General features: G+C 59.0%; 17 protein-coding genes. 5 read left to right on the plus strand and 12 right to left on the minus strand.

Features of this window, described 5'->3' with window-relative positions:
* Positions 1-2: 2 nt before the first annotated feature.
* From bcsA to ACL2XG_RS17095, 3 genes are read right to left on the minus strand one after another with little or no spacing between them, the layout of a single operon-like run.
* A complete protein-coding gene (bcsA, locus tag ACL2XG_RS17085) occupies positions 3-2102 on the minus strand; it encodes a UDP-forming cellulose synthase catalytic subunit (protein WP_413721673.1) in 2100 nt (699 codons plus the stop codon).
* A 17-nt stretch (positions 2103-2119) separates the two neighbouring features.
* Positions 2120-2923 (minus strand): cellulose biosynthesis protein BcsQ, encoded by an 804-nt coding sequence (bcsQ, locus tag ACL2XG_RS17090; RefSeq protein WP_410013024.1) that lies wholly within the window; start codon positions 2921-2923, stop codon positions 2120-2122.
* Positions 2914-3756, minus strand: a complete 843-nt coding sequence (locus ACL2XG_RS17095; RefSeq protein WP_410013025.1) for a hypothetical protein — start codon at positions 3754-3756, stop codon at positions 2914-2916. The genes bcsQ and ACL2XG_RS17095 overlap by 10 nt, the downstream gene beginning before the upstream one ends.
* 805 nt (positions 3757-4561) lie before the next feature.
* On the opposite strand from ACL2XG_RS17095, the gene hmsP reads away from it, so the two are divergent.
* The 3 genes from hmsP (at position 4562) to ACL2XG_RS17110 (ending at position 9821) form a co-directional block, all read left to right on the plus strand.
* Positions 4562-6568, plus strand: a complete 2007-nt coding sequence (gene hmsP / locus ACL2XG_RS17100; RefSeq protein ID WP_410013026.1) for a biofilm formation regulator HmsP — start codon at positions 4562-4564, stop codon at positions 6566-6568.
* Between the two features lie 220 nt (positions 6569-6788).
* Positions 6789-8063 (plus strand): dicarboxylate/amino acid:cation symporter, encoded by a 1275-nt coding sequence (locus ACL2XG_RS17105; RefSeq protein ID WP_410013027.1) that lies wholly within the window; start codon positions 6789-6791, stop codon positions 8061-8063.
* A 273-nt stretch (positions 8064-8336) separates the two neighbouring features.
* Positions 8337-9821: a M16 family metallopeptidase gene (locus tag ACL2XG_RS17110; protein ID WP_413721672.1), complete on the plus strand. Its 1485-nt coding sequence runs from the start codon at positions 8337-8339 to the stop codon at positions 9819-9821.
* Between the two features lie 95 nt (positions 9822-9916).
* On the opposite strand, the gene ACL2XG_RS17115 is transcribed toward ACL2XG_RS17110, so the two are convergent.
* Positions 9917-10858 (minus strand): sugar kinase, encoded by a 942-nt coding sequence (locus ACL2XG_RS17115; protein WP_413721671.1) that lies wholly within the window; start codon positions 10856-10858, stop codon positions 9917-9919.
* Between the two features lie 252 nt (positions 10859-11110).
* Between ACL2XG_RS17115 and ACL2XG_RS17120 the strand changes: the two genes are divergently transcribed.
* Positions 11111-13474 carry an AsmA family protein gene (locus ACL2XG_RS17120; protein ID WP_413721670.1) on the plus strand — a complete coding sequence of 788 codons (2364 nt, stop codon included), beginning with the start codon at positions 11111-11113 and terminating at the stop codon, positions 13472-13474.
* Positions 13475-15284: 1810 nt separating this feature from the next.
* Here ACL2XG_RS17120 and ACL2XG_RS17125 read toward each other — a convergent pair.
* From ACL2XG_RS17125 to mak, 4 genes are all read right to left on the minus strand, one after another.
* Complete coding sequence (locus tag ACL2XG_RS17125; protein WP_413723512.1) at positions 15285-16043, minus strand: CDP-diacylglycerol diphosphatase; 759 nt, start codon at positions 16041-16043, stop codon at positions 15285-15287.
* Positions 16044-16169: 126 nt separating this feature from the next.
* A complete protein-coding gene (locus tag ACL2XG_RS17130; protein WP_410013031.1) occupies positions 16170-17492 on the minus strand; it encodes an MFS transporter in 1323 nt (440 codons plus the stop codon).
* A 267-nt stretch (positions 17493-17759) separates the two neighbouring features.
* Positions 17760-18956: an inner membrane protein YhjD gene (gene yhjD, locus ACL2XG_RS17135; protein WP_413721669.1), complete on the minus strand. Its 1197-nt coding sequence runs from the start codon at positions 18954-18956 to the stop codon at positions 17760-17762.
* An 80-nt stretch (positions 18957-19036) separates the two neighbouring features.
* Positions 19037-19942 carry a fructokinase gene (gene mak / locus ACL2XG_RS17140; RefSeq protein ID WP_410013032.1) on the minus strand — a complete coding sequence of 302 codons (906 nt, stop codon included), beginning with the start codon at positions 19940-19942 and terminating at the stop codon, positions 19037-19039.
* Between the two features lie 148 nt (positions 19943-20090).
* Between mak and ACL2XG_RS17145 the strand changes: the two genes are divergently transcribed.
* A complete protein-coding gene (locus ACL2XG_RS17145; RefSeq protein ID WP_410013033.1) occupies positions 20091-20837 on the plus strand; it encodes a response regulator in 747 nt (248 codons plus the stop codon).
* Positions 20838-20842: 5 nt separating this feature from the next.
* Here the strand turns inward: ACL2XG_RS17145 and ACL2XG_RS17150 are convergent, their stop codons facing one another.
* The 4 genes from ACL2XG_RS17150 to ACL2XG_RS17165 all read right to left on the minus strand — a co-directional run bounded on the left by ACL2XG_RS17150 (position 20843) and on the right by ACL2XG_RS17165 (position 25109).
* The gene (locus ACL2XG_RS17150; RefSeq protein ID WP_410013034.1) at positions 20843-21529 is read right to left on the minus strand and encodes a D-lyxose/D-mannose family sugar isomerase; all 687 of its coding nucleotides are present in this window, start codon (positions 21527-21529) and stop codon (positions 20843-20845) included.
* 108 nt (positions 21530-21637) lie between these two features.
* Positions 21638-22579, minus strand: coding sequence for an ABC transporter substrate-binding protein (locus ACL2XG_RS17155; protein WP_413721668.1), 942 nt, complete (start codon positions 22577-22579; stop codon positions 21638-21640).
* Positions 22580-22598: 19 nt separating this feature from the next.
* Positions 22599-23588 (minus strand): ABC transporter permease subunit, encoded by a 990-nt coding sequence (locus ACL2XG_RS17160; RefSeq protein WP_410013036.1) that lies wholly within the window; start codon positions 23586-23588, stop codon positions 22599-22601.
* Positions 23589-23597: 9 nt separating this feature from the next.
* The gene (locus ACL2XG_RS17165) at positions 23598-25109 is read right to left on the minus strand and encodes a sugar ABC transporter ATP-binding protein (protein ID WP_413721667.1); all 1512 of its coding nucleotides are present in this window, start codon (positions 25107-25109) and stop codon (positions 23598-23600) included.
* Between the last annotated feature and the right edge of the window lie 65 nt (positions 25110-25174).

Here is a 25174-nt window from a genome sequence, read left to right on the forward strand (position 1 = left end):
GCTTAGGTCGCTTCGCCAGGTCCTGCGGACTTGGCATTCTTTCTTTTTTGGCCGCGCTCTTTCCAGGTGTTGTAAAAGAGCTCGAAGACGCAGCGGACAATGCTGGCAAATGAGTGCAGCGGCCGATCTTTCGGATAGGGCGGCACAATCCAGGCATCCGCGCGTGCCAGCACCACGCGCACCAGCTCACGTCGTTTTTCCAGCGGCATCGCTTCAAACATCAGGCGAATAACGCTGGCGTCGGCGCCAATCAGGCTGACCGGGATACAGACCGCGCCGGACTGCAGCCGCAGTTCCACTTCCTCGATGCGATCGGTTTGATAGCGGTCGTCGGGGGTTACCAGCTTCATCCCGCCCATGGAGAGGTCCAGGGTTTCGGTGCGCACCGAAATACCGCTGGCGTAGTGGATAATGGCCGGGATGCTGACATCGATACGGATAGTCTTGCGGATCTGGCGCGTTTCCTTGGCCACCGCAATCGCCGCCAGCAAAATGATGACGCTCAGGGACGCCCAGACGATATTGAGCAAAATCACCCGGGGATCGACGTTAAAATAGTCATGCATGATCGCGCGCACTACCCCGGCGGCAATACCCATGCCCAGAAGCACCGCCACGATCAGATGCGGTTTGACGATATGGAAATCAAAGAAGCCGACATCCAGTAACCCGCCTTTATCGGTGACGTTAAACTTACCGTGCCGGGGGGAAATCAGGGTCAGCAGGGTGGGGATAATCAAATGGAACGCCATGGTCGTTTCGTAAATTTCACCCCAGAAGGTATAGCGGAAACGCCCGTTCATGCGGGAATTGATATAGATGGCCAGGAACAAATGCGGCAAAACATAGGCAAATATGGCGCTGGCGGAAGAGGCGATAATATTTTGGTTAAACAATAAATACGCCAGCGGCGCGGTCAGGAACGCCACGCGCGGCAGGCCGTATTGGAAATGCAGCATGGCGTTGAGATAACACAAACGCTGTTGCCACTTGAGGCCGCGGCCGAATAACGGATTGTCCAGACGAAAAATCTGGGTCATGCCCCGCGCCCAGCGGGTACGCTGGATAACATGCAGCCCCAGGCGCTCGGTGGCAAGACCCGCCGCCAGCGGAATGGACAGAAAGGCGGAGTTCCAGCCCAGCCGCTGCAGCTTCAGCGCGGTATGGGCGTCCTCGGTGACGGTTTCCACCGCGAATCCGCCGATTTCTTCCAGCGCGCTGCGCCGGATCACCGCACAGGACCCGCAAAAAAAGGTGGCGTTCCAGTTATCGTTGCCTTGCTGCACCGGCCCGTAGAACAGCGCGCCTTCGTTGGGGATATCGCGCGCCGCCGACAGGTTGCGCTCGAACGGATCGGGAGAATAGAAGTGGTGGGGCGTTTGGATCAGCGCCAGGCGATCGTCAATCAAAAAGCTGCCCACGGTGGCCTGCAGGAAACCACGGGTGGCGACATGATCGCAGTCGAATACGCAGATAAACTCGCCTTTGGTCACGGTCATCGCATGGTTAAGGTTGCCGGCCTTGGCATGCTTATTATCGTTACGGGTGATATAACCCACCCCGGCATCGGCGGCAAACACCGCGAATTCATTGCGTTTACCGTCGTCCAGAATATAGATTTTCATCTTGTCGCGCGGGTAGTCGATACACTGCGCCGCAAGGACGGTATCACGCACCACGTCCAGGCTCTCGTTATAGGACGGGACGTAGACATCCACCGTCGGCCAGGTGGCCGGGTCGTCCGGCATAGGTTCAATTTTGCGCTTTAACGGCCAGGTGGTTTGCAGGTAACCCAGCACCAGGATAACCCAGGCATACATTTCGGCAATAAACAGGCCGATCCCCAATACCGCTTCAATCACCGAATTAAAGTGCAGCGTTTCGGTAGCGCGCCAATAGATATAGCGGGTGGACATCAAAAAAGACATCACTATCATGATGACGCTGATTAAATGGCTTTTACTTACGCCCAGCAGCAACATCAGTCCGATACTGAACAGGCCGAAGATGTATTGTTTGTCGCTGTCCATCGGCGTGATGATGATAAGCACGGCAACAGGCAGTAACAGTAAAAGCAGTATAGAAAATAGAAACTTATTCATGCCTGTTCCTGTGCTTATTATTTGATGCCGTGATTAGGCATGGCATAAAACTCGCCATCGCCCACTTTCACGCCGACAATGGCGGCGACTTTTTTGCTGATGAGTTCTATATCGAACGCGGCGGCGGACACCGGGCTGAATTCAATGATTGAACGCTGCGACGCGTTGGCTTCGGGTACGCACTCATCGCGGTGTATGGTGCCTAATAACCGGTCGCCCAGACGCTGTTCAAAAAACTGCGATACGTCGCGGCTTAAGTTGCGGCGCATATCGCTTTGATTAACCACATAATATTCCCCAAGGCGGTTATTCATCGGCGCGCCGAGGAATTTGTGGTTTTCCATTTGCGGTAATAAGGAAAGCGAGGCGGTATCCGCCAGCATGACCACAATGTGCATATCCGCGAAGGGTTGCACGGCTTTTAACGCCGCCACCGGGCCGGGAGGAAAATCGGCGATGACCACCAGGCCGGGGTAATTTAATACCGTGTTTAATCCGCGCAGCAGGAAATGCGGATCGCGGCTGATGGCGTTTTCAAACGCCAGACGCTGTTCTTCCTCCACCTCGCCATAGGGCAGGACAAACAGATTGGCGTCGGCTTTCAGGATAAACTGACTCCAGTCCACGGCGGTGGTGGCCTGTGCCACGTAGCCGCGGGTATCGGAAATCGGTACGCCGAAATGCAGCCGCAGCGCGTTTTGCACATCGAAATCGATAACCAGCACCTTGCTGCCGCTGCGGGCCAGGGCGTAGGCAAGATTGGCGCTGACGGTTGTTTTACCCACGCCGCCCTTCGGCGAACAGACACAGACTAACGGCATAACGCAATATTCTCTAAAAGAAGTGAAAGGGGCGTATCCCGACCCGACGGCATTGCCGATGACTGGGATTTCCGGTTAAACAGACTATTAAAGCGCATGGTACCGGCGGCATTGGCCGGCGCCCGGACCGATGACGCCGCCGTAGAAGACGTCCGGGCGGGTTGGTCATGCCGCGCTGCGTCAAAGAGCGATGCCGCGGCGGGGCGGCCGTGTTGCCCGGCGTCGAAAAGCGATGCCGCGGCGGGGCGGCCGTGTTGCCCGGCGTCGAAAGGCGATGCCGCGGCGGGGCGGCCATGTTGCCCGGCGTCGAAGGGCGATGCCGCGGCGGGTTCCTGTGACCGCGTGGGCACGGCGGCGGGCGGAGCGGCAAATTCCTGCTGTATGGCGTTAAGAAACGCGGCGCCCGCGGGCGCATTGCCGTCCTGGGGCGTGGCGACGGGCGCCACGGGGCCTATCGCCGGCAGCGCCTTGCCGACCGCGCTCATCAGGGGGGAAGCAAAAGACTCCGCCGCTGTTGAGGCCTGCGGCTGATAGTGGGCGTTTATGGCGCCAATGTCCCGATTAATATTTCCGCCCGCGCGCGGCTGCTGGGCCGCCAGCGGTTGCCCCAGCGGCGATGCGCTGAATTCTTTATCCGAGACGGGAGCGGGGGTGGGCTGTGTGGGGCGCCCCTGCTCCAGGGGATGAAAAGGTTCATCGGCCGTGGCCACTTGTTTTATAATCGCCCAGTTATGCGCGGTAATATTAGGATTGCTTTCAGCGATTTCTTTATAATCAATGCCTTCCATATTGAGTTTTTCTTTAAACCGCTTAATATCATCGTAATTATTCATTCCTACCTCACCGGATAAATTTGCGCGACCACTCTGCGGACCGCATTATCTTATGAACAAGACGGCGCCCGCGGGTTATGTTAGGGATGGTAATGGGCCTCGAGCCTGGCACAATGAAATGAATGAGAAGGTCCTCAAGACAAACTAATACAAGTTTCAATTTTTTACAAAGTTAAATCAAATGAAACACATTGAGCTGCGGTAAAATTATAGTCCCGTCTTGAGTGCCGAAGCAGTGAAAATGTAAATCTTCAACGCCGGCATGGGGCGGCTATGAATAAAAGCGATAGCCTGGGAAATGCCATTATCCTCTGCTCATGCTATCCCATTCGTGATGCCTGCGAAAAATTATAAAGAAAACGTAATGTCTTGTTAAAATAATGGCATTTCAAACTGCAACAAAACTGATGTAAGGCGCTGATTGCATTTTACACAGCTGTTGTTCTTCACGCCAGCGCCGCAACGTCAGGGATGCGCGGGGATTAATGCCCTATCTACCCCACCGGCGCGCGCCAGGACCGCCATGAATCAGAATATTCCTAGGTAAAACGTCGTCATTATAACCGAGTGTCGCCGATAAGCGTTAAAGAGACGAAATGCCTGTTTTAAAAAATAAAACCCGGCGTGAGATAGTATATATTAGTATGCACAAAATCGCTCTGCGGCCCGCCCGGCAACTTTTGCTGCCCGAATCGCGAAAATATGCGCTGTCCTTCGTCATGGCCGGGGCCGGGGTGAGCCGGGTAACCGTCCGCCGGGTTAGGGAGCGTAACGGGTCGAGCTGAAAAACGCCTTGGAGAACAGTTTGCGGATCAGACGTTCATTAACGATTAAACAAATGGCTACGGTGTCAGGCGTGGCGCTGGTGACTATTTGCATTTTCATTGTGATCCAGCTGTTCCATTTTGTGCAGCAGCGCCGTGAGGATTACGCCCAGCAGCTGCAAAATATAGCCATGTCGGTGCGTCAGCCTTTATCCAGCGCGGTATTAAAGGGAGACGTGCCGCAGGCCGAGCGGATTCTCGCCACCCTGAAGCCGGTGGGCATCCTGAGCCGGGCGGATGTGGTGCTGCCGGATGATTTCCAGGTGCTGCACGCGGATTTTCCGCCGGAGCGGCCGGTGCCGGCGCTGATAGAGCGCCTGTTCCGGCTGCCGGTGGAAATCTCGGTGCCGCTGTACGCGCTTCCGCGGCCTTCGCATCCACGGGCCCTGGCGTCGCTGGTATTGCAAGCCGACTCCTACCGGTTGTACCAGTTTATCGCCAGCGCGTTTTCCACCATGATGTCCACCTATCTCCTGCTGGCGCTGGTGCTGACGATTGCGATCACCTGGTGTATTAACCGCCTGATGGTCCATCCCCTGCGTGAAATCGCCCGCAGTCTGGAAACGCTGCCGGCGCAGGACATTCCCCGCCACCAGCTTTCGCTGCCGGATATGCACCGCGACGACGAGCTTGGCGTGCTGGTGCGCAGCTATAATCGCAACCAGCAGATACTGGCCGGCATGTTCGACGATCTTAACCGGCTGTCGACCCGCCATGCCGAGACCGCGCTGCCGAATAAAAACCTGTTTACCGCCATGCTGGATTCGCGCATGGCCCTGTGCCGGGATATGCAGCAATATTGCCTGCTGGTCATCAGTATCAGCACGCTACAGGAAGCCACCGGCATTCTTACCGAGGCGCAACGGGGCATCCTGCTGATGACGCTGACCCGGCAGCTTAAGCGGCACCTTAACGATCATCGTTTTCTCGGCCAGCTCAATCACAATGAATTCGCGTTGTTCGATCACGGAATCCAGAACGCTTACGAAGGAATGCAGCTGGCGCAGGGCATCATGAAAAGCATTAATGCCCCCCTGGCCATCGGTAGCCTGTCGCTGCGTCCCGCCGCCAGCATCGGCATTGCCCTGAGGCTGCGCAACGACGAGTCCGCGCATCAACTGCTGCGGCGCGCCACGTCCGCCATGATGCTGGCCCATGACAACGGCAAAAACCAGATCTTATTCTTCGAGCCCAAGCTCACCGCCATGGTTCACCGGCGCATGACGCTGGAAAGCACCATCCTGGAAGGCATAGAGCAGGAACGCTGCGCACTGTTCTTCCAGCCGCAGGTGGATATTCGCGACCGGCGGCTGATTGGCGCGGAGGTCTTGCTGCGCTGGCGCCAGGATGACGGCAGCTACTCGCTGCCGTCGGATTTCATCAGCGGCGCCGAAGAAATCGGCGCGATGGTGCCGCTGGGCAACTGGGTCTTGGAAGCCTCCTGCCGCATTCTGGCGCAATGGCGTAAACGCGGTATCCATCTCCAGCTGGCGGTGAACCTCTCGGCCAAACAACTGCAGGAATCCAATCTGGTGCCGTTTCTCAAAGTGCTGCTGGCCCGCTACGAGATCGCGCCCGCACAACTGGTGCTGGAAATCACCGAGACCGCGCGCATTACTGAATTCGAGCACTCCCTCGGCCTGCTGCGGCAAATGCGCGAGCTGGGGATTTTGATTGCGCTGGATGACTTCGGCATGGGCTACTCCAGCCTTTATTATCTGGACCGGTTGCGCAACCTGCCCATTGATTTGCTGAAAATCGACCGGAGTTTTATCGAAAAACTGCCGGAGGATTTGGTGATGCTGCGTATTGTCAGCGCCATTGCCGAGGTGCTGTCGCTGCCGGTTATCGCTGAAGGCGTGGAAACCCAGGCGCAGCTGCAATGCCTGCTGGATCATAACATCAGCTGGGGACAGGGCTACCTGTTTTCCGAGCCTCTGCCCCAGGAGGATTTCGAGCAGCGTTTCCTGCATCTCGCCGCCGTTTGATCGCCGGTGCGGCCGTGTGCCGCTTCCCATGGCCGGTTACTATAGTTTCTAAAGTCCAACTGAAGCGTTTCAATTCTAATTTCTCTCCGTTGCCTGCCGACAACCCCCGCGCGGTGGTGTATTGGTATTTCGAGATATGTAATTCATTATCAAATCATTAATATCCTTGCTACATATTCAACCCACTTAAACGCGTATAACTAATGAATAAGGTTGGCGTATGACATTCAACCCGTTTAAAAGCCTTTATCTTCAGGTCCTGGTGGCCATTGCGGCAGGGATCCTGCTCGGGCATTTCTATCCGGAACTGGGCGCGGACATGAAACCCCTGGGCGATGGTTTTGTTAAATTGATCAAGATGATCATTGCACCGGTTATCTTTTGTACCGTGGTCACCGGTATCGCGGGCATGGAAAGCCTGAAAGAGGTGGGCCGCACCGGGGCGGTGGCGCTGCTGTATTTTGAGATCGTCAGCACCATAGCGCTGATTATCGGCCTGATTATCGTTAACGTGGTGCAACCGGGCGCCGGCATGAATATCGATCCGGCCACCCTGGATGCCAAGGCGGTGGCTATCTATGCGCAGCAGGCCGAGCAGCAGGGACTGGTGGCGTTTCTGATGGATATCATCCCGGCGAGCGTAATCGGCGCTTTCGCCAGCGGCAATATCCTGCAGGTGCTTCTGTTCGCGGTGTTGTTCGGTTTCGCCCTCCACCGCCTGGGCGAAAAGGGCCAGGTGATTTTTAACGTTATCGACAGCTTCGCCAAGGTGATTTTCGGCATTATCAATATGATCATGCGCCTGGCGCCGATTGGCGCATTCGGGGCCATGGCCTTTACCATCGGCAAGTATGGCCTGGGGTCGCTGATACAGCTGGGGCAGCTTATCGCCTGTTTCTATCTGACCTGCATCCTGTTCGTGGTGGTGGTGCTGGGGCTGATTGCGCGGGTCACCGGCTTTAATATCTTCCGTTTTATCAACTATATCAAAGAAGAACTGCTGATTGTGCTCGGCACCTCTTCTTCCGAGTCGGCGCTGCCGCGCATGCTTGATAAAATGGAGCGCGCCGGCTGCGAAAAATCGGTGGTGGGCCTGGTGATCCCCACCGGCTATTCCTTTAACCTTGATGGCACGTCCATCTACCTGACCATGGCGGCGGTGTTTATCGCCCAGGCCACCAATAGCCATATGGACATCATCCATCAGGTGACCCTGCTGGTGGTATTGCTGCTGTCAAGCAAGGGGGCGGCGGGCGTCACCGGCAGCGGCTTTATCGTCCTGGCCGCGACCCTGTCGGCGGTCGGGCACCTGCCGGTGGCCGGGCTGGCGCTTATCCTCGGCATTGACCGGTTTATGTCCGAGGCCCGCGCGCTGACCAACCTGGTGGGCAATGGCGTCGCCACTATCGTCGTGGCCAAGTGGTGTGATCAACTGGATGAAAAACAGCTGAACGCGGTGCTTAAACCCACGAAAACGGCCGCCTCCGGAACCTGATCATTTCCTGCTGTTTTTGCCCCCCTTTTACCGGCCGATGCATGGCGATACGGCCGGTAATGCCCTGTTACGCCTATTTTTATCTCGTTTATACCCCAGGCGGTACTATTTTATGCCGTGCCGTGACATCCGCAAAGGTCTGCGGTCTAACAACATGGTACACTTTGCGCCACGCTTTTTTCCGACGGAAAAAGTACTAATCGATGGAACGCACGGTAAACCGTCTGAGTGAGATTACATATTTTAATAGGCAGTTATTGAGTAGGGGTTCACATGCAGGGCACCGGAATTCGTCTTTTCATGAGTGGAGTGTTACTGGCGACGGTGGGTGGCAATGTTCAGGCAGAAGCATTACAACCCGATCCCGCCTGGCAACAGGGTAAACTCAGTAATGGCTTCTCCTGGCAAGTGTTGGCAACACCGCAACGGCCGAACGATCGTATTGAATTACGCTTAATGGTGAATACCGGTTCGCTGGCTGAAAACGCGCAGCAGACCGGTTTTGCGCGCCTGCTTCCGCGCCTGGCGTTGACACACAGTGAAAACTTTTCCTCCGCGCAGCTGAAATCACTCTGGCAACAGGGCGTGGACCGCGAACGTCCGCAGCCTCCGGCCGTCATCTCCTACGATTACACGCTTTACAGCCTGAGCCTGCCCAACGGCCGCCCCGAGCTGTTGAAAGAGGCGCTGAAATGGATGATGAACACCGGCGGCCATTTAACCATTAATCCCACCACGCTGCATGCCGCCCTGGAAGGGGCCGATCCGGTGGCGACCGCCCCCGCCAATGCCGGCAGCCCCTGGTGGCATTACCGCCTTAAAGGGTCGGTCTTGCTGGCCCACGATCCGAGCCGGCAGGCGGCCGCGCCGGTGAGCGGCCAGCAGTTGCAGCAATTCTATCAGCGCTGGTATACGCCGGACGCCATGACGCTGTATGTGGTGGGCAACGTCGACAATCGCGGGCTGAACGAGCAGATCGTCAAAACGTTCTCATCGCTGAAGGGCAAGCGTGATACGCCTTCCACCCTGCCGGCGCTGTCGCCGCTGGTGGCGCAGCCGGTCAGCCTGATGAGCGAGGACGCCAAAGAAGATAGCCTGAAGCTGGTATGGGATACTCCCTGGCAGCCTATCCGCGATTCGCGCTCCCTGGATCGCTACTGGCGCAGCGATCTGGCCCGCGAGGCGCTGTTCTGGCATGTCCAGCAGGCCATGCAAGACAGCAACCTGAAGCAGACCAACCTGCGTTTCGATTGTAACGTGCATTACCAGCGCTCCCAGTGCGCCGTGCATATGGACACCGCCATGGACAACCTGGCGGCCGCGTTGACCTTCGTTTCCCATGAGCTGGCGAACCTGCGCAATAACGGCCTGAGCAAGGCGGAGTTCGACGCGCTTATGGCGCGCAAGACCGGCGAGCTGGGCACGCTGTTCGCCACTTACGCCCGTACCGATACCGACATATTAATGAGCCAGCGTCTGCGTTCACAGCAAAATGACGTGGTGGATATCGCGCCGGAGCAGTACCAGAAGCTGCGCAACGCGTTTTTGTCCAAGCTGACGCTGCAGATGCTTAATGAAGAGTTGCGCTCGCAGCTATCGCAAAACGCCACGCTGGTGCTGATGCAGCCCAAGGGCGAGCCGGAAATGAATATGAAGGCGCTGCAGGAAACCTACGAGCATATCATGGCGCCGGGACCGCAGCCGGCAGCCGTCGATGAGAGCAAACCGGAAGTCACGGATATCCCGCCGCCGTCTTGATGCGGGCTGGGCGGGGCTGGTTTCAACGCAATAACGGCGGGCATGATGGCGGCGATAGCCAGGAAAGGGCATTCGCCGCCTCACGCATCATGGGCTTATGCAGGTATTGCGGGCATTGCGTCGCGTGGAATGATGGCGCCGCGATATTGGATCACCGTGCTGGCGGTCAGGTGGCCGCATTTGGCCGCAGAGACCGCGTCGCCGCCGGTCAGGCGCACCGCCAGATAGCCGGCGCTGAACGAGTCGCCCGCGGCGGTGGTATCGACCACCTTGTCCTTCGGCAGTTTGATCGCCGGCACGTCCAGCAGTTCCCCTTCCCGGGTCGTTACCAGACAGGACTCGGCGCCGCGTTTGATGACAATTTCCTGCACGCCCCAGCCGCGGGTGCGCTTAATGACCTCGTCCACCGGCTGTTTGCCCCACAGCATATCTTCATCGTCCAGGGTCAGGAAGGCGATATCGGTGTGGGTGAGGATATCCCGATATGCGCTTTGGGTTTCTTCCCTGCTCGCCCACAGGCGCGGACGATAGTTATTGTCAAAGATGACCTTGCCGCCGTTATCCCGGCAGGTTTTCAGCAGCGCCAGCAGGCGCTGGCGGCTTTCGGCGCTGAGGATGGCGATGCTGATGCCGCTCAAATAAAGATAATCAAAACCCGCCAGCTCCCGGCAGATACGCTCTGAATCCGCGCTTTCCAGCCAGTAGCGCGCGGCGGCTTCATTACGCCAGTAATAGAAGGTGCGCTCGCCGGTGGCGTCGGTCTCGATATAATATAAGCCCGGCAAACGGTTATCCAGGCGCTGGATAAGATCGGTTTTCACCCCTTCCTGCCGCCATGCGCCGATCATGTCTTCACTGAAGGTGTCGGTGCCGAGCGCGGTGACGTAATGTACGTCCAGCTCGCCCGATGTGACCAGCCGCGCAATATACACCGAGGTATTGAGCGTATCGCCGCCAAACCCGCGTTTAACATCGGTGCCTTTTTCGGACAGTTCAATCATGCATTCGCCGATAACGGCAATGTTTTTGGTTGTCATTTACTGCGAGCCTGTATGAATAAAGTGAATAGAAAGGGGTTAACGCACTTAGTCTCACTAGATTGGTCGCCGCCGTCAATAGCACTGAAACGTTGTTTTAATTTTTCATGACTTAGATCGCGCCCTGCGGGGGCCCTTGTTCAGGGATAATCACTATTTTCAGTAACAAATTCAATCATTATCCTGCCTCAGGTCCGAAATCCTCAACTATGATTAATGACATAAGGCCGTTTAATGAGGAATGTTATCACCATGACCCGGACGAAAAAGGCGATCTTAGGCATTGTATTATTCTTAGTGGTGGTATTGATTGCCATCGTTATTTTTATCGCCATCTACGACCTGAATCGCCTGAAGCCCACGATCAATGAAAAGGTTACCGCCGAGCTGCACCGGCCCTTCGCCATTAACGGCGACCTGGGCGTACAGTGGTCGCGCCAGCGGGACGAGGCGGGATGGCGGGCATGGATCCCCTGGCCGCATCTGCATGCGGAAGACGTGGTACTCGGCAACCCGCCCGACGTGCCCGGCGATTATACCGCCCGGCTGAAACGGGTGGAGGCCAGTCTGTCGCCGCTGGCGTTGCTGCATAAGGAGATCTACCTCCCGCGCATTACTCTTTTCAGCCCCGACGCCGCGTTAAAGCGTTTGGCCAACGGTAAGAACAACTGGACCTTTAACCTGGCCAACAGCGATCAGCCGCAGCAGGACACGCCGCCTTCCGCCTGGTCATTCAAGGTGGACGATATTGCCTTTGACCAGGGGAAAATTGACTTTCTCGACCCGATAACCAAGGCCGACATTCATATGACGGTCAATCCGCTGGGCAAGCCTATCCCTTACGCGGAGCTGGCCGGCGCCAGCACCAAGGATAATACCACCCGGGGCGACGCTTCCAGCGCGGGCGGCGACAAAACGGCCAAGGCCGATGATACCTCGGCCAAATCCGGCGGTGATGATAAAACGGCTAAGGCCGATACCGCCGCCAAGTCCAGTGGTGATGAAAAAACGGCCAAGGCCGATACCGCGGCCAAGTCCAGTGGTGATGAAAAAACGGCCAAGGCCGATACAGCGGCCAAGTCCAGTGGTGATGAAAAAACGGCCAAGGCCGATACCGCGGCCAAGTCCGGCGGCGATGAAAAAACGGCCAAGGACGATACCGCCGTCAATCCGGATGGCAGCGGCGCGGCGCGGCGTACCGACGACTATATCTTCGGCTGGAAGGTGACGGGGAAATATAACAACGAGCCCCTGAGCGGCGACGGTAAAATCGGCGGCATGCTGGCGCTGCGCAGCGCCAGCCGGCCCTTCCCTTTGCAGGCGGACGTGCGCTCCGGCGCGACCCGGGTCGCTATCCAGGGGACGCTGGAAGATCCGATGAACCTGGGCGGCCTGGATTTGCGGCTGCGGCTGGCGGGCGATAACCTGGGGGATCTGCATGCCCTGACCGGTGTCGTATTGCCGGATTCACCGCCGTATTCAACGGACGGGCACCTGATTGCCCATTTCCAGGGCAAGGAGGCCGGGCATTATCGCTATGAGAAATTTAACGGCAAAATCGGCTCAAGCGATATCCACGGCACGCTGGAGTTCGTGCAGGGTAAACCGCGACCTTCCCTGACCGGGGAAGTGGTGTCGAATGAACTGCGCTTTGCCGATTTGGGGCCGCTTATCGGCGCAGATTCCGGCACGGAAAGCGGTAAGCAGAAAGCCAAAACCCAGTCGGTACAGCCGGCGGATAAGGTGCTGCCCTACGATAAATTCGATACCGCCAAGTGGGATACCATGGACGCGGATGTGAAATTCACTGGCAAGCGCATCGAACACGGCAAAAACCTGCCAATCAGCGATCTTTATACCCACGTTAAGCTAGATGACGGCGTGCTGCTGCTTGACCCGCTGCGTTTTGGCATGGCGCGCGGCAACCTGAATTCCACCATTAAGCTTGAGGGCAACAAGACGCCGATGCGGGGCCGGGCGGATTTGCACGCGCGCGGACTGCAGCTTAAGGCGTTGTTCCCCGACGTGGAAGCCATGCGCAGCAGCATGGGGCAGTTGAACGGCGATGCACAGTTTACCGGCACCGGTAATTCCGTGGCCGCGCTGTTGGGCAGCGCCAATGGCGATGTGCGTATTCTGATGAACGACGGCGTTATCAGCCGTAATCTGATGGAAATCGCCGGCCTGAACGTGGGTAACTATGTGGTCGGCAAACTGTTTGGCGACGAACAGGTGAAGATTAACTGCGCGGCGGCGGACCTGGGGGTGCGTAACGGGTTGGCTACGCCGCGCTTGTTTGTGTTTGATACGGAGAATGCGGTCATTAATATTGCCGGCACGACTAATTTTTCCAGCGAACGGCTGGATTTATCCATCAATCCGGACAGTAAAGGGATGCGTATCGTGACATTGCGCTCGCCGTTGTATGTGCGCGGCACCTTTAAGAACCCCGACGCCGGGGTAAAACCCGGCCCGCTGATTGCGCGCGGGGCGGCGGCGGTGGCGCTTGGCGCGGTTCTGGCGCCGGCGGCGGCGCTGCTGGCGTTGATTTCGCCCAGCGGCGGTGAAGAGAATCAGTGCGGTCCGATTTTGCAGGAAATGAAAAACAAAAAATAACAGGGCGGCACGCTCTCCCTTTAATATGCCGAGTGGAGATTTTGCGATCGCGGTCCTGATGCGTGATGGGGCTGATGCGGTCCGGCAATATTGGCCGCCCCGGGAAGTAAATGTCGCGCTGTTTATGTCGCCTCGTTAGGGGCTTCGTTTGCGGCTGGCGGGGCGATTTATGTCGCCGCGGTGTGAGTTTCGCTTGTCGTGTGCGGGGCGATTTATGTCGCCGTGGCGGAGGTTTCGCTTGTCGTGTGCGAGGCGATTTATGTCGCCGTGGCGGAGGTTTCGCTTGTCGTGTGCGGGGCGATTTATGTCGCCATGGCGGAGGTTTCGCTTGTCGTGTGCGGGGCGATTTATGTCGCCGTGGCGAAGGTTTCGCTTGTCGTGTGCGGGGCGATTTATGTCGCCATGGCGGAGGTTTCGCTTGTCGTGTGCGGGGCGATTTATGTCGCCATGGCGGAGGTTTCGCTTGTCGTGTGCGGGGCGATTTATGTCGCCATGGTGAAGGTTTCGCTTGTCGTGTGCGGGGCGATTTATGTCGCCGTGGCGAGGTTTCGCTTGTCGTGTGCGGGGCGATTTATGTCGCCGTGGCGGAGGTTTCGCTTGTCGTGTGCGGGGCGATTTATGTCGCCATGGCGAAGGTTTCGCTTGTCGTGTGCGGGGCGATTTATGTCGCCGTGGCGAAGGTTTCGCTTGCCATGCGTCGGGTTGCTTTATGTATTGCCGGGTGCCGGCAAGCGACAAAGAGGCCGTAGCGCGACGGCCTCCTTGACCTCCGCGCGCCCGGCAGATCGCGCGTCGCTGCGCGATGCCTTCCGCCGCCCGTGCCCCCGTGATGCACCGGCCCGGTATGCGCTCCCGGCGCTACCGGGCCTTTCGCCGCTCCCGGCGGCTCATGCCGGGGTCACAGGCGCCGTCAGCGCGCTTTATGCCGGTCCCTATGTCGCGGTTCGCACCGCATATTATGAAACAACAGCGGCGCTGATGCTTGGGATAAGGTCTGGCGCCGGGATACGGTTAACCATTACAGAATGCAACGGGTCTGGAATGCCGCTGACATAGCGAAAAGCAGGCATACCGAAAGAGACTTATCAGTCATGCAGTCATGCAGTCATGCAGTTATGCCATATGACATTCATCATTCAATTTTGAGTTTTGAGTTTTAACATTAAGCATTACGCTTCCAGCCATTAGCCATCAGCCTGTAAACATTAGCGTAAAATGAATACTGAGACCTTTCCCGGTAAGCGCATACCGCTAAGAACCCCAAAACGCTGTTTTGCTGGCAGGCGATGGTGTTGACGTGGTGCCGGCATAGAGTGCGCCGGCGGCGCACGTCACGGCTGGATGAGCCGCCGGGAGCGGCGAAAGCCCGGCTTGCGTCTGGAACGCATGCCGGGCGGTCCAAAAGCCGGGATGGGTGATGCCGGGCACCGCGCAGCGGCGCACGATCTGCCGGACGCGCGGAGGTCAAGGAGGCCGTCGCGGTACGGCCTCTTTGTCGCTTGCCGGCACCCGGCACTGCATAAAACAACCTAACGCATGGCAAGCGAAACCCTCGCCGCGGCAACATAAACCCCACCCGCAAGCCGTACGCGAAAACCCTCGCCGCGGCAACATAAACCTCACCCGCAAGCCGTACGCGAAAATCCCGCCGCGGCAACATAAACCCCACCCGCAAGCCGTACGCGAAAATCCCGCCGCGGCAACATAAACCCTACCCGCAAGCATCAGCGAAACCCTCGCCGCGGCAACATAAACCTCCCCCGCAAGCCGTACGCGAAAATCCCGCCAAGGGCGACCCGGACATGGCCGCTTAGCGCAGGATGGCGCAGTTGTGATCCTGGATCTCCTCGCTGGAAGCCAGATTACCGCGCAGCAGGTTGCGCTCGCCGGCCAGCAGCGCGAAGCCGCCGTCGGCCAGCGGCACCAGGGCCAGCGTAAAATGCCCCATGTTATCCGCCGCGTCCGGCACCCCGCGCGCCAGCATCAGAAACGGGCTCTGCGCCGCCAGTTCGGCGGTGGTAACGTGCATTGCCAGGTACGGATGCCCCATCAGCGGTTCGCCCAGGGGGCGCCAGGCATTGCCGAGGGCGGCGGCTTCGCCGTCAAGCCGGCGCCGCACATCGGGACGCAGGCAGGAGATATGGATATGCAACTGGTTCTGCGTGCGGCCCGAGGCGGAATTAATCGCCAGGGAGAGGGCGCTGTCCGGGATTGGGGCACCGCGTTTTTCGGCGAGATAGTGCCGCGCCCGCCAGGCGTCATAAAAGAAGTTGGGGGTCTGGGGCTGTAACAACTGCGGGCTTTCCATACCGGTTATTTTTTCGGTCGGCATCAACAAATACTGCAGGGGGCCGTTCAGGTCCTTAAGTATCACGTACCCCGCCGCCAGGTTGACTTGCGCACAAGGCGCCGGCTGTCCGGTTTTTTGCTGTCCGGGTACGCATTTCTGGCTGACGATCTTCCACAGCGCATCGGGGTTGCCGCCGGGCAAGCGGCTGTAATAGACGCCGGCGCCAAGGGCCGCGATAACCAGCAACAGTATCGGCAGGAAATATCGGTTACGCCGCATATTCATTACAGCCCTCATTATTTTCGCATGATCAAAAAAAACGGGCCGCACCACTGGGGATCCGGCCCGTCATTCTCCAGCCGGCCGGGGGATGGCCCCTGACTGCCGGCGCGCTTATTTTAACAGCTACAATGACCGATGCCGAGTCTCGTGCGTGGCCAGCAGCGCCAGCAGCGTCAGGGTCGCCATTGAGGCCAGGTAGATGCCGACATAGAACAGACCATAATTGGCGGTCAGCCAGGTGGCGATATAGGGCGCGACCGAAGCCCCGATAATCGAGGAAACGTTATAGGAGAACGACGCGCCGGTATAACGCACCTCGGTGGGGAACAGCTCGGGCAGCAGCGCGCCCATGGGCCCGAAGGTGAGGCCCATAACGGTAAAACCGCACAGCAGGAACGCCATTACCAGCCAGATATTGCCCGAGCCAAGCATGGACGGGAAAACCAGCGCGAACAGGATGATAATCAGGGTTACGGTGATCATGGTCCGCCGGCGGCCGAAGCTGTCGGCCAGCTGGCCCGACACCGGCACCAGCAGCCCGAAACCGATGACCCCGACCATCAGCATCAGCAGAAAATCATTGCGGGGGATCCCCAGGCCAATCGGCTTGGGGGTCGTGCCGTAGGTCAGCGAATAGACGGTCATGATATAAAACAGCGTATAGGTCGCCACCATGATAAAGGTGCCGAGCACGGTGGCTTTCAGATGCTTGCTAAACAGCGTGCCGATGGGCATGCGCACCTGCGCCTTGGCCAGGGCTATCTTAGCGAATACCGGCGTTTCGTGCAGCGAGACGCGCACATATAGGCCGATCAGCACCAGTACCGCCGACAGGATAAAAGGCACACGCCAGCCCCAGCTCAGGAACTGCTCGTCGGTCAGTAGCCAGGACAGGGCTAAAAACATGGCGTTGGCGAAAAAGAAGCCGATGGGCGCCCCCAGTTGCGGGAACGAGCCGTACAGCGCGCGCTTATGCGCCGGCGCGTTTTCCGTGGCCAGCAGCGCCGCGCCGCCCCATTCGCCGCCCAGCCCCAGGCCCTGGCCGAAACGGGCCACCGCCAGCAGTATCGGCGCCGCGATGCCGATGGTTTGGTAACCCGGCAGCAGGCCGATGAGCACGGTGGAAATACCCATGGTCAGCAGCGAGGCCACCAGCGTCACCTTGCGTCCGACGCGATCGCCAAAATGCCCGAACAGGGCGGAGCCGATGGGCCGGGCGACGAAGGCCAGCGCGAACGTCGCCAGCGATTGCAGCGTGGCGGCGGTAGCATCGCCCTGCGGAAAGAAAATATGCGGGAAAACGATGACCGCCGCGGTAGCGTAAATATAGAAGTCGAAAAATTCGATGGCGGTACCGATTAACGACGCCACAATCACTTTACCCCGGGAGTTTACCGGGACGGATGGCGCATTGGGTTCGATGGCTGGTGCGATGGAGGCTGGCATGTTGTTTCTTATTGATCAAATGCGTAAAAGAAAGGCATCTTAGACATAGAAAAAAGCATTTTCAATGGCGTATTTTTGACCACCCGGCGTCTTTGCCTGCCAAAAAGCAGATTATGTGACGCAGGCGCTTGTTTGCAGAGAGAACACCGTGATAAGCGCCAACCGGCAGAGTTTAACCCTGCCCCGGGGGCAAATAAAAGGGCGGGGTAAGTGTTATATGCTGGTTTATGGTTATATTTTTGTTAAAAGCAGCAATATAAACTGCCTTTAGCGCATTTTATTGAAATAATACACTGCTATACCAGCGGTAAGCACCATTAGATAGGGCAATAGGCGGTCCTGTCCCGATGCCGCCTGGGCGGCGCAGAGGCGCCGGGCCGCCGGCGGTTTTCCAGGCGCGCCGTAAGATATGCCGGCGCCGGTATTGTCCCGGCCGCGATTCGCCGCGGGAGGCGCTTTCGTCCCCGGCGGCGTGGGGGTGTCGTCGTCGCGGTATTTTGCCGTGGCTATCCAGGCGGCGCAAAACAATGTCAGGCGGGCAAAAAAGTAGAAAAACGCCATCAGCCCGATCACCGAGCCAAACGCCGCCCCCGAAGGCGAGGTGGCCAGCTTGGGCAGCGTCAGGGTCATGATAATTTTGATGATTTCAAAACCCACCGCCGCCAGGAGCGCCCCGCGGAACATGGCTTTGCTGTGCGGCTTATGGCGGGGGATGACCCAGTAGATCCACAAAAACAGCAGGTAATTGGCCAGCACCGAGACTATCAGCGTGACCACCGTCATGACCGGCCGCAGCCATTCAACGGTATCCAGCCCCAGGGCTTTGACGATACTTTCCTGGGCGGCGCCGGCGATGGAGGTCAGGGACAGGGTGACAATCAGCGCCACGATAAGTCCAATCAGCGAAATCAGATCGCGCAGGTATTTAAGATAGAATTTTTCCTCATCCTGGGGATTGCGCTCCCATTCGTCGCGCAGCTGGGCGCGGATGGCCTCGCGCAGGTTGCCCATCCAGTTCAGGCCGGAATACAGCGCTATCAGCAGCCCGGTAATACCCACCGTGGTACGCTGTGCGATGGCGGTCTTGACCGTGGTTTTCAGCGTATCCGCCAGGGTCCGGTCGCTGATGCTGTCGGCAATCTTGTTAATCAGGTTGGTCAGGATATCCGGATTGGACGCCAGGAAAAACCCCACCCCGGCGAAGGACACCATTAAAATGGGTATCAGGGACAGGAAGGAAAAATAGGTGATCGCCGCGCCGAACTGGCTGCCCATACGGTCGTTAAAACGCTCCACGGCGCGGATCACGTGCGCCACAGCCGGATAGGCGCTGACTTTCCCGATCAGGCGGCCGGAACGTAACGCCACCTTATCAATCTTTTCGTTGCCGGTATGGATATTGCCGAACAGCGAACTGCCGGATTGCCCGGGGGACGGGGTTGATGTCGTCGATTTTTCAGCCATGATCCTCTCATCTCTATCGCGATATTAGTTCGCCATGCAATTGATTATAGATAAGGATCGCTAAAAACGGCACGGGCGGATCAATCCGGCCACAGCCAGGCGGCGCCGCGCACCCCGCTGGAATCGCCGTGGGCCGCCTTGCGCACCGGCGTTTCGCACTCGCCGCCGAACGTCCAGCCTTTAATCAACGCCGGCAGGGTACGGTATAAGCGGTCGACGTTGCTCATGCCGCCGCCCAGCACCACCACGTCGGGGTCGAGGATATTGATCACATGGGCCAGCGACTTGGCCAGCCGCTGCTCATAGCGGCTGACGGCCATGCCGGCCAGCGCGTCCCCCGCCGCCGCCCGCTGCATAATCTCCGCGCCGGTGGACGGCGGCCCGCCCAGGCGGGTGTAGTCGCCGGCAAAACCGGTGCCGGACACAAAGGTCTCGATACAGCCCGTTTTGCCGCAGTAGCAGGGTACTTCCCGGGCATGGCGCTGTTCGTCCCCGTCCTGCCAGGGCAGGGGATTATGGCCCCACTCTCCGGCGATGCCGTTGCCGCCGGCATGAACCCGGCCGTTGATCGCAAGCCCCGCGCCGCAGCCGGTGCCGATAATCACCGCAAACACGGTGGCGGCGCCGGCGGCCGCGCCGTCGGTGGCCTCGGATACCGCCAGGCAATTGGCGTCGTTGGCGATGCGTACCGGTCGTCCCAGCAGCGCCGTTAAATCCTTATCGATCTCCCGGCCGTTGAGCCAGACCGAATTGGCATTTTTCACCCGTTGGGTATACGGCGACAGGGTGCCCGGGATGCCGATGCCGACGCTGCCCTGCCGGCCGGCGGCCTGTTCGGCGCCGGCCACCAGCGAGGCGATGGCGCGTAGGGTCTGGTCATAATCGTCGCGCGGCGTGGGGATACGCTGGCGATATATCGCCTGTCCGTCCTCGCCCAGCGCCACCACTTCTGTTTTGGTCCCGCCCAGATCTATGCCAATACGCATTGTCACCTCCTCCATTTAATCCACCGCCGGCCATCGCGTCCCCGATGCGGCATGAGAGACGTCTCACACATCCACATCCTGAACCATGCTATCGATTTGGCTTAATGTACACTCTATTATCATTCCCGTAACACAGCGAAGACGGCATATGAAACCCAGTATTCTTGTCGTGGACGACGACCCCGCCATCTGTGAACTGTTAAACGACATGCTCAGCGAGCATGTATTTACCGTGCACGTCCGCCATCAGGGCCGGTCGGCGCTGGCGCTGCTTGAGCAATCGCCGGAGATTGCGCTGGTGCTGCTGGACCTGATGCTGCCGGATACCAACGGCCTGCTGGTATTGCAGCAGATCCAGCGCCTGCGGCCGCATTTGCCGGTGGTGATGCTCACCGGCATGGGATCGGAATCCGATATCATCGTCGGTCTGGAAATGGGCGCCGATGATTATATCGTCAAACCCTTTCATCCGCGCGTGGTGATTGCGCGCATCAAGGCGGTGCTGCGCCGCGGCGGTTCGCCGTCCATGGCGCCGCCGGCCGCCGGCCGTCACAACGGCTGGCTGTTTAACGGCTGGCGGCTCGACAGCGACAGCTGCACGCTGTTTAATCCCGGCGGGGATCCGGTGGTCCTGACGCAGGGCGAATACAGCCTGCTGCTGGCGCTGATTGCGCACGCCCGTAAAGTGCTCACCCGCGATCAACTGCTGGAACTGACCCACAGCGAAACCCTGGACGTCTTCGATCGCACCGTCGACGTGCTGATCATGCGGCTGCGCCGTAAGATAGAATCCAATCCCCACCAGCCGACGCTTATCCGCACCATCCGCCGGCTGGGATATGTGTTTGCGGCCGATGTGGTGCGCGCCGATACCGCCATCGCCCAGACCGCCTGAGCGCGTCAGGCCGGTAAGAGGGGGTAGTCGTTGCATAGCAGCCAGCGCGGCGCCTCGTCTTCGGTTATCGGGCTAAAACGCGCCTGTCCCCGCAGGAAACGGTTATCATGCTGGTCGTCATTGGTCATGGAGACTTCGCCCACCAGCACATCGCCATAACCCTCCTCCCCCCAGAAACTGTGGTAAATACCGGGCGTGAGGCAAATGCTTTCCCCGGGCGCCAGCCGCACCCGGGAGCCGGCGGCGTGGGTTTGCCGGCAACCGTCGATGACGACCGTCACTTTCGAGGCGGCGAGCTGTTCCCCCTCGTCGCTGTTATACATTTCCACCATCAGGTTGCCGCCGCCCCGGTTGATGATATCCTCGCGCTTATGCCAATGAAAATGCAGCGGCGTGATTTGCGCTTCCCGGCAATGGATGGCTTTTTCGGCATAGGTTTTGGCATAAGGCGCGCCGTCGGGGGAGCCGTTGCGCAAGGTGAACAGCGTCAGGCCGGTATGGCTAAAATCATCGCCGCCGAAATCGGTGACATCCCAGCCCAGGCGCAGATCAAACACCTCGCGCCAGTGCCGGCGCTCCAGGGCCAGCCAGTCCGGGGGGGAAAAACGGGCAAACGGCGGCAGATGCATGCCGTTGCGGGCAAAAAATTGCTGGGTCTGCTGCAGGATACTGTTGACCTGAGAGCGTTTCATATCGCCTCCGCTGTCATCGGGAGCGGGCGGCGCGATACCTCGCCGCCCATAGGAGGATGATGGCGGGCCGGCGCGGAGTCGACCGCGCCGGCCCGCCGGCGCTGTGGATTATTTCACCGTCCAGCCCTTGTAGCTGCCGACATTGTTGCGATCGATCATTTTCACCGGGATCAGCACCGGGTCCTTGGGTGCCGGCTTGCCTTGTAAAATGTCATAACCGATTTCCACCGCCTTGGCGGCCATGACCTGCGGATCCTGGGCCGGCGTGGCGACAAACAGCGAGTTTTCGCGTTTCAGCGCTTCCTCGCCGTCCGGCGAGCCGTCGACGCCGACGATAAAGAACTCTTTACGCTGGGCCTGCTTGGCGGCCAGATCGGCGCCGATGGCCGTCGGGTCGTTAATGGCGAAGACCGCGTCGATATGCGGGTTGGCCGCCAGCAGCGAGGTCATCACTTCCAATCCTCCCTCGCGGCTGCCCTTGGCATTCTGGTTATAGGACAGCAGTTTGATATCCGGGTGTTTTTTCAGCTCGTTCATACAGCCTTCCACCCTGTTTTGCACCGCGGACACCGGCGGGCCGTTAACAATCACCACCTGGCCTTTGCCTTTCAGCTTATCGGTAATGTATTGGCAGGCCAGTTCTCCGGCCTGCGTATTGTTGGAAGTGATGGTGGCGTCGGCCCCCTCGGCCGCCACATCGACCGCCACCACCACGATGCCCGCGGCCTGGGCGCGTTTCACCGCCGGACCTATGCCTTTGGAATCCGCCGCGTTCAGGATAATCATATCGACCTTGGCGGCGATGAAATTATCGATTTGCCCCACCTGCTGGCCCAGATCGTAGCCGCTGGACACCAGCGTCACGTTAACTTTATCGCCGGCCAGTTCCCGGGCTTTCATTTCCGCCCCTTTGGTTATCTGGACAAAAAACGGGTTGGCGAGATCGCCCACCGTTACGCCGATGGCCTTCAGATCCTTGGCCTGCGCCAGGGGGGCGACGGTCAGCATGGCCGCCGTCAGCAACGCGGTATAAACAGGATTAAATCGCATGGTTTCTCTCCGGTATGGGTTATGCCTGATGATGTCGGGTACGGTATTTGTCAATCAGCACCGCTATGATGATCACCGCCCCTTTGATCACCAGCTGCCAGAAATAGGAGACGCCCATCAGCGTCATGCCGTTGTTAAGCGTGGCGATAATCAGCGCCCCCACCAGCGTGCCGGTGATGGTGCCGATGCCGCCGACAAAGCTGGTGCCGCCGAGGATCACCGCGGCAATGGCGTCCAGCTCATACCCCATGCCCAGGTTGCCGTTGGCGCTGTAGAGCCTGGAGGCGCTCATCAATCCGCCCAGGCCGGAAAGCAGGCCGCTGGCGGCATAGACGAACAGCAGCACAAAGCTGACCCGGATGCCGGTCAGGCGCGCCGCCTGCATATTGCCGCCCACCGCGTAGATATGCACGCCGAGGGTGGTGCGCCTGAGGATAAACCAGCACACCGCAATCACCGCCAGGGCAATGATAATCAGCCAGGGCACCGGCCCCAGGTAGGAATTGCCGATCCATTCGAAATTGATATAGGAATTGATCACCGTGGTGCCGTCCGCCAGCAGGTAGGCGGCGCCGCGCAGCGCGGTATAGGTGCCGAGGGTGACGATAAACGGCGGCAGGCCGGCGTAGGCCACCAGGATGCCGTTGAACAGCCCCATGCCCAGCCCCGCCAGCAGCGCCAGCGGAATCGACAGCCAGGCCAGCGCCGGATTGAGCGAGACCACCATGGCCACCACCGCCGTGGCGCCAAGCATTGACCCCACCGACAGATCGATGCCGCCGGTCAGGATAATAAAGGTCATCCCGGCCGCCAGGACGATGTTTATGGAAGCCTGGCGGGCGATATTCAGCAGGTTGCTGTCGGTGAAGAAATTGGGCGCGACAAAGCCGAAAATCGCCACGATCAGCACCAGTATCGGCAGGATGCCGACAGTTTGCATCAGGTCGTTCAGCCAGGGCCGTTTGGCGGCGGCCGGCGTGGCGTCGGGGGTAGCGGAATTGGTGGCCATGGCGGCTCCTTAAACGGACGTCGGTGTCAGTGCGACGCCGGTGGCCAGCGTCATGATATTTTCCTGCGAAATCTCGCCGCGGCTGAGCTCCCCTGCCAGTCGGCCCTCACACATCACGTATACGCGATCGCTCATCCCGACCACCTCAGGCAGTTCGCTGGAGATCATTAAAATGGCTACGCCCTGCTGCGCCATTTGTCCCATCATGCGATAGATCTCGCTTTTGGCGCCCACGTCCACCCCGCGCGTCGGCTCGTCAAGGATCAGGATGCGCGGATGGATCGCCACCCAGCGCGACACCAGCAGCTTTTGCTGGTTGCCGCCGGACAGCCCGCCGGCGCGCACCTGAGCGTGGGGCACGCGGATATTGAGCGCGCGGATGGCCTCGGACGAAATCGACAGTCCCTTGCGCCGGTTAAGCAGGCCGAAGCGCGCGTCGCGCTCCAGGATCGGCATAACGATATTTTCATGGGCGGCCATATCCAGGAACAGCCCCTGTTCCTTACGGTTCTCGGGCAAAAAGCCGATGCCCAGCGCAATGGCGTCGCGCGGCGAGCGGATGGCGACGGGATTGCCGTCCACACGCACGACGCCGCCGGTGGGTTTATGGACGCCGAACACCAGCTGCGCCAGCTCGGATCGGCCGGCGCCCACCAGTCCGGACAGCGCGACGATCTCGCCGGAACGCACCGTCAGGCTGACGGGCTTGACCTTTTTGCCGTCGGTAAGGTCCCGCAGCTCCAGGCGCACATCGCCCACCGGGATATGGACGTCCTTATTAAACAGATCGCTTAGCGGCCGCCCGACCATCATGCGCACCAGCTCGGCGGCGGAAAGCTGCTCGCGCGTCAGGCTGCCGACATACTGGCCGTCGCGCAGCACGCTGACCCGATCGGACAGCTCATAGACTTCCGCCATGCGATGGCTGATATAGATAATGGCCATCCCTTCCTGGCGCAGCCGTTTTATCAGCTCGAACAGGCGCTGCGTTTCGCGGGACGAAAGCGCGGCGGTGGGTTCGTCCATCACCAGGATGCGGCTGTTGCGGTGCAGCGCGCGGCCGATTTCCACCTGCTGCTGTTCAGCGATGGTCAGCGACATGACCAGGTCGGTGGCGTGAAACTGGGCGCCCAGGCGATCGATAACCTGCTGGGCCTCCTGGACCATTTTGCCGCGCTGCACCAGGCCGCCGCGCGCCAGCTCACTGCCGAGGAAGATGTTTTCCGCCACCGTCAGGTTGGGCGCCAGATTCATTTCCTGGTAGATAAGCGTAATGCCCGCCGCCAGGGCGTCTTTCGGGCTTTTAATCGGCCTGGGCTCGCCGTCGATGACGATCTCGCCGCTGGTGGCGGTGTAAGCGCCGGCCAGGATTTTCATCAAGGTGCTTTTGCCCGCGCCGTTTTCCCCCATCAAGGCATGGATTTCGCCCAGCCAGACTTTGAGGTTGACCGACTTCAGGGCATGGAAATGGCCGAAACGTTTGCCGATATCGCGCATTTCGAGAATCGGGGTAGCTGTCATCCGGTTGGCGCCTTCGTTAAGCCGTCATAGGCGCAGTAAAGCAGGCGCAGATAAATGCAAAATGT

Origin of the sequence: Sodalis sp. RH24, from assembly GCF_047324145.1 — a bacterium.
Classification (GTDB): Bacteria; Pseudomonadota; Gammaproteobacteria; order Enterobacterales; family Enterobacteriaceae; genus Acerihabitans.

Coding starts and splice junctions, on each gene's coding strand:
- ACL2XG_RS17095 (WP_410013025.1), bottom strand. CDS start 3,756: ATGAATAATTACGATGATATTAAGCGGTTTAAAGAAAAACTCAATATG.
- ACL2XG_RS17155 (WP_413721668.1), bottom strand. CDS start 22,579: ATGCGATTTAATCCTGTTTATACCGCGTTGCTGACGGCGGCCATGCTG.
- ACL2XG_RS17160 (WP_410013036.1), bottom strand. CDS start 23,588: ATGGCCACCAATTCCGCTACCCCCGACGCCACGCCGGCCGCCGCCAAA.
- ACL2XG_RS17125 (WP_413723512.1), bottom strand. CDS start 16,043: ATGCGGCGTAACCGATATTTCCTGCCGATACTGTTGCTGGTTATCGCG.
- ACL2XG_RS17150 (WP_410013034.1), bottom strand. CDS start 21,529: ATGAAACGCTCTCAGGTCAACAGTATCCTGCAGCAGACCCAGCAATTT.
- ACL2XG_RS17130 (WP_410013031.1), bottom strand. CDS start 17,492: ATGCCAGCCTCCATCGCACCAGCCATCGAACCCAATGCGCCATCCGTC.
- bcsA (WP_413721673.1), bottom strand. CDS start 2,102: ATGAATAAGTTTCTATTTTCTATACTGCTTTTACTGTTACTGCCTGTT.
- ACL2XG_RS17165 (WP_413721667.1), bottom strand. CDS start 25,109: ATGACAGCTACCCCGATTCTCGAAATGCGCGATATCGGCAAACGTTTC.
- bcsQ (WP_410013024.1), bottom strand. CDS start 2,923: ATGCCGTTAGTCTGTGTCTGTTCGCCGAAGGGCGGCGTGGGTAAAACA.
- yhjD (WP_413721669.1), bottom strand. CDS start 18,956: ATGGCTGAAAAATCGACGACATCAACCCCGTCCCCCGGGCAATCCGGC.
- ACL2XG_RS17105 (WP_410013027.1), top strand. CDS start 6,789: ATGACATTCAACCCGTTTAAAAGCCTTTATCTTCAGGTCCTGGTGGCC.
- ACL2XG_RS17120 (WP_413721670.1), top strand. CDS start 11,111: ATGACCCGGACGAAAAAGGCGATCTTAGGCATTGTATTATTCTTAGTG.
- ACL2XG_RS17115 (WP_413721671.1), bottom strand. CDS start 10,858: ATGACAACCAAAAACATTGCCGTTATCGGCGAATGCATGATTGAACTG.
- mak (WP_410013032.1), bottom strand. CDS start 19,942: ATGCGTATTGGCATAGATCTGGGCGGGACCAAAACAGAAGTGGTGGCG.
- ACL2XG_RS17110 (WP_413721672.1), top strand. CDS start 8,337: ATGCAGGGCACCGGAATTCGTCTTTTCATGAGTGGAGTGTTACTGGCG.
- ACL2XG_RS17145 (WP_410013033.1), top strand. CDS start 20,091: ATGAAACCCAGTATTCTTGTCGTGGACGACGACCCCGCCATCTGTGAA.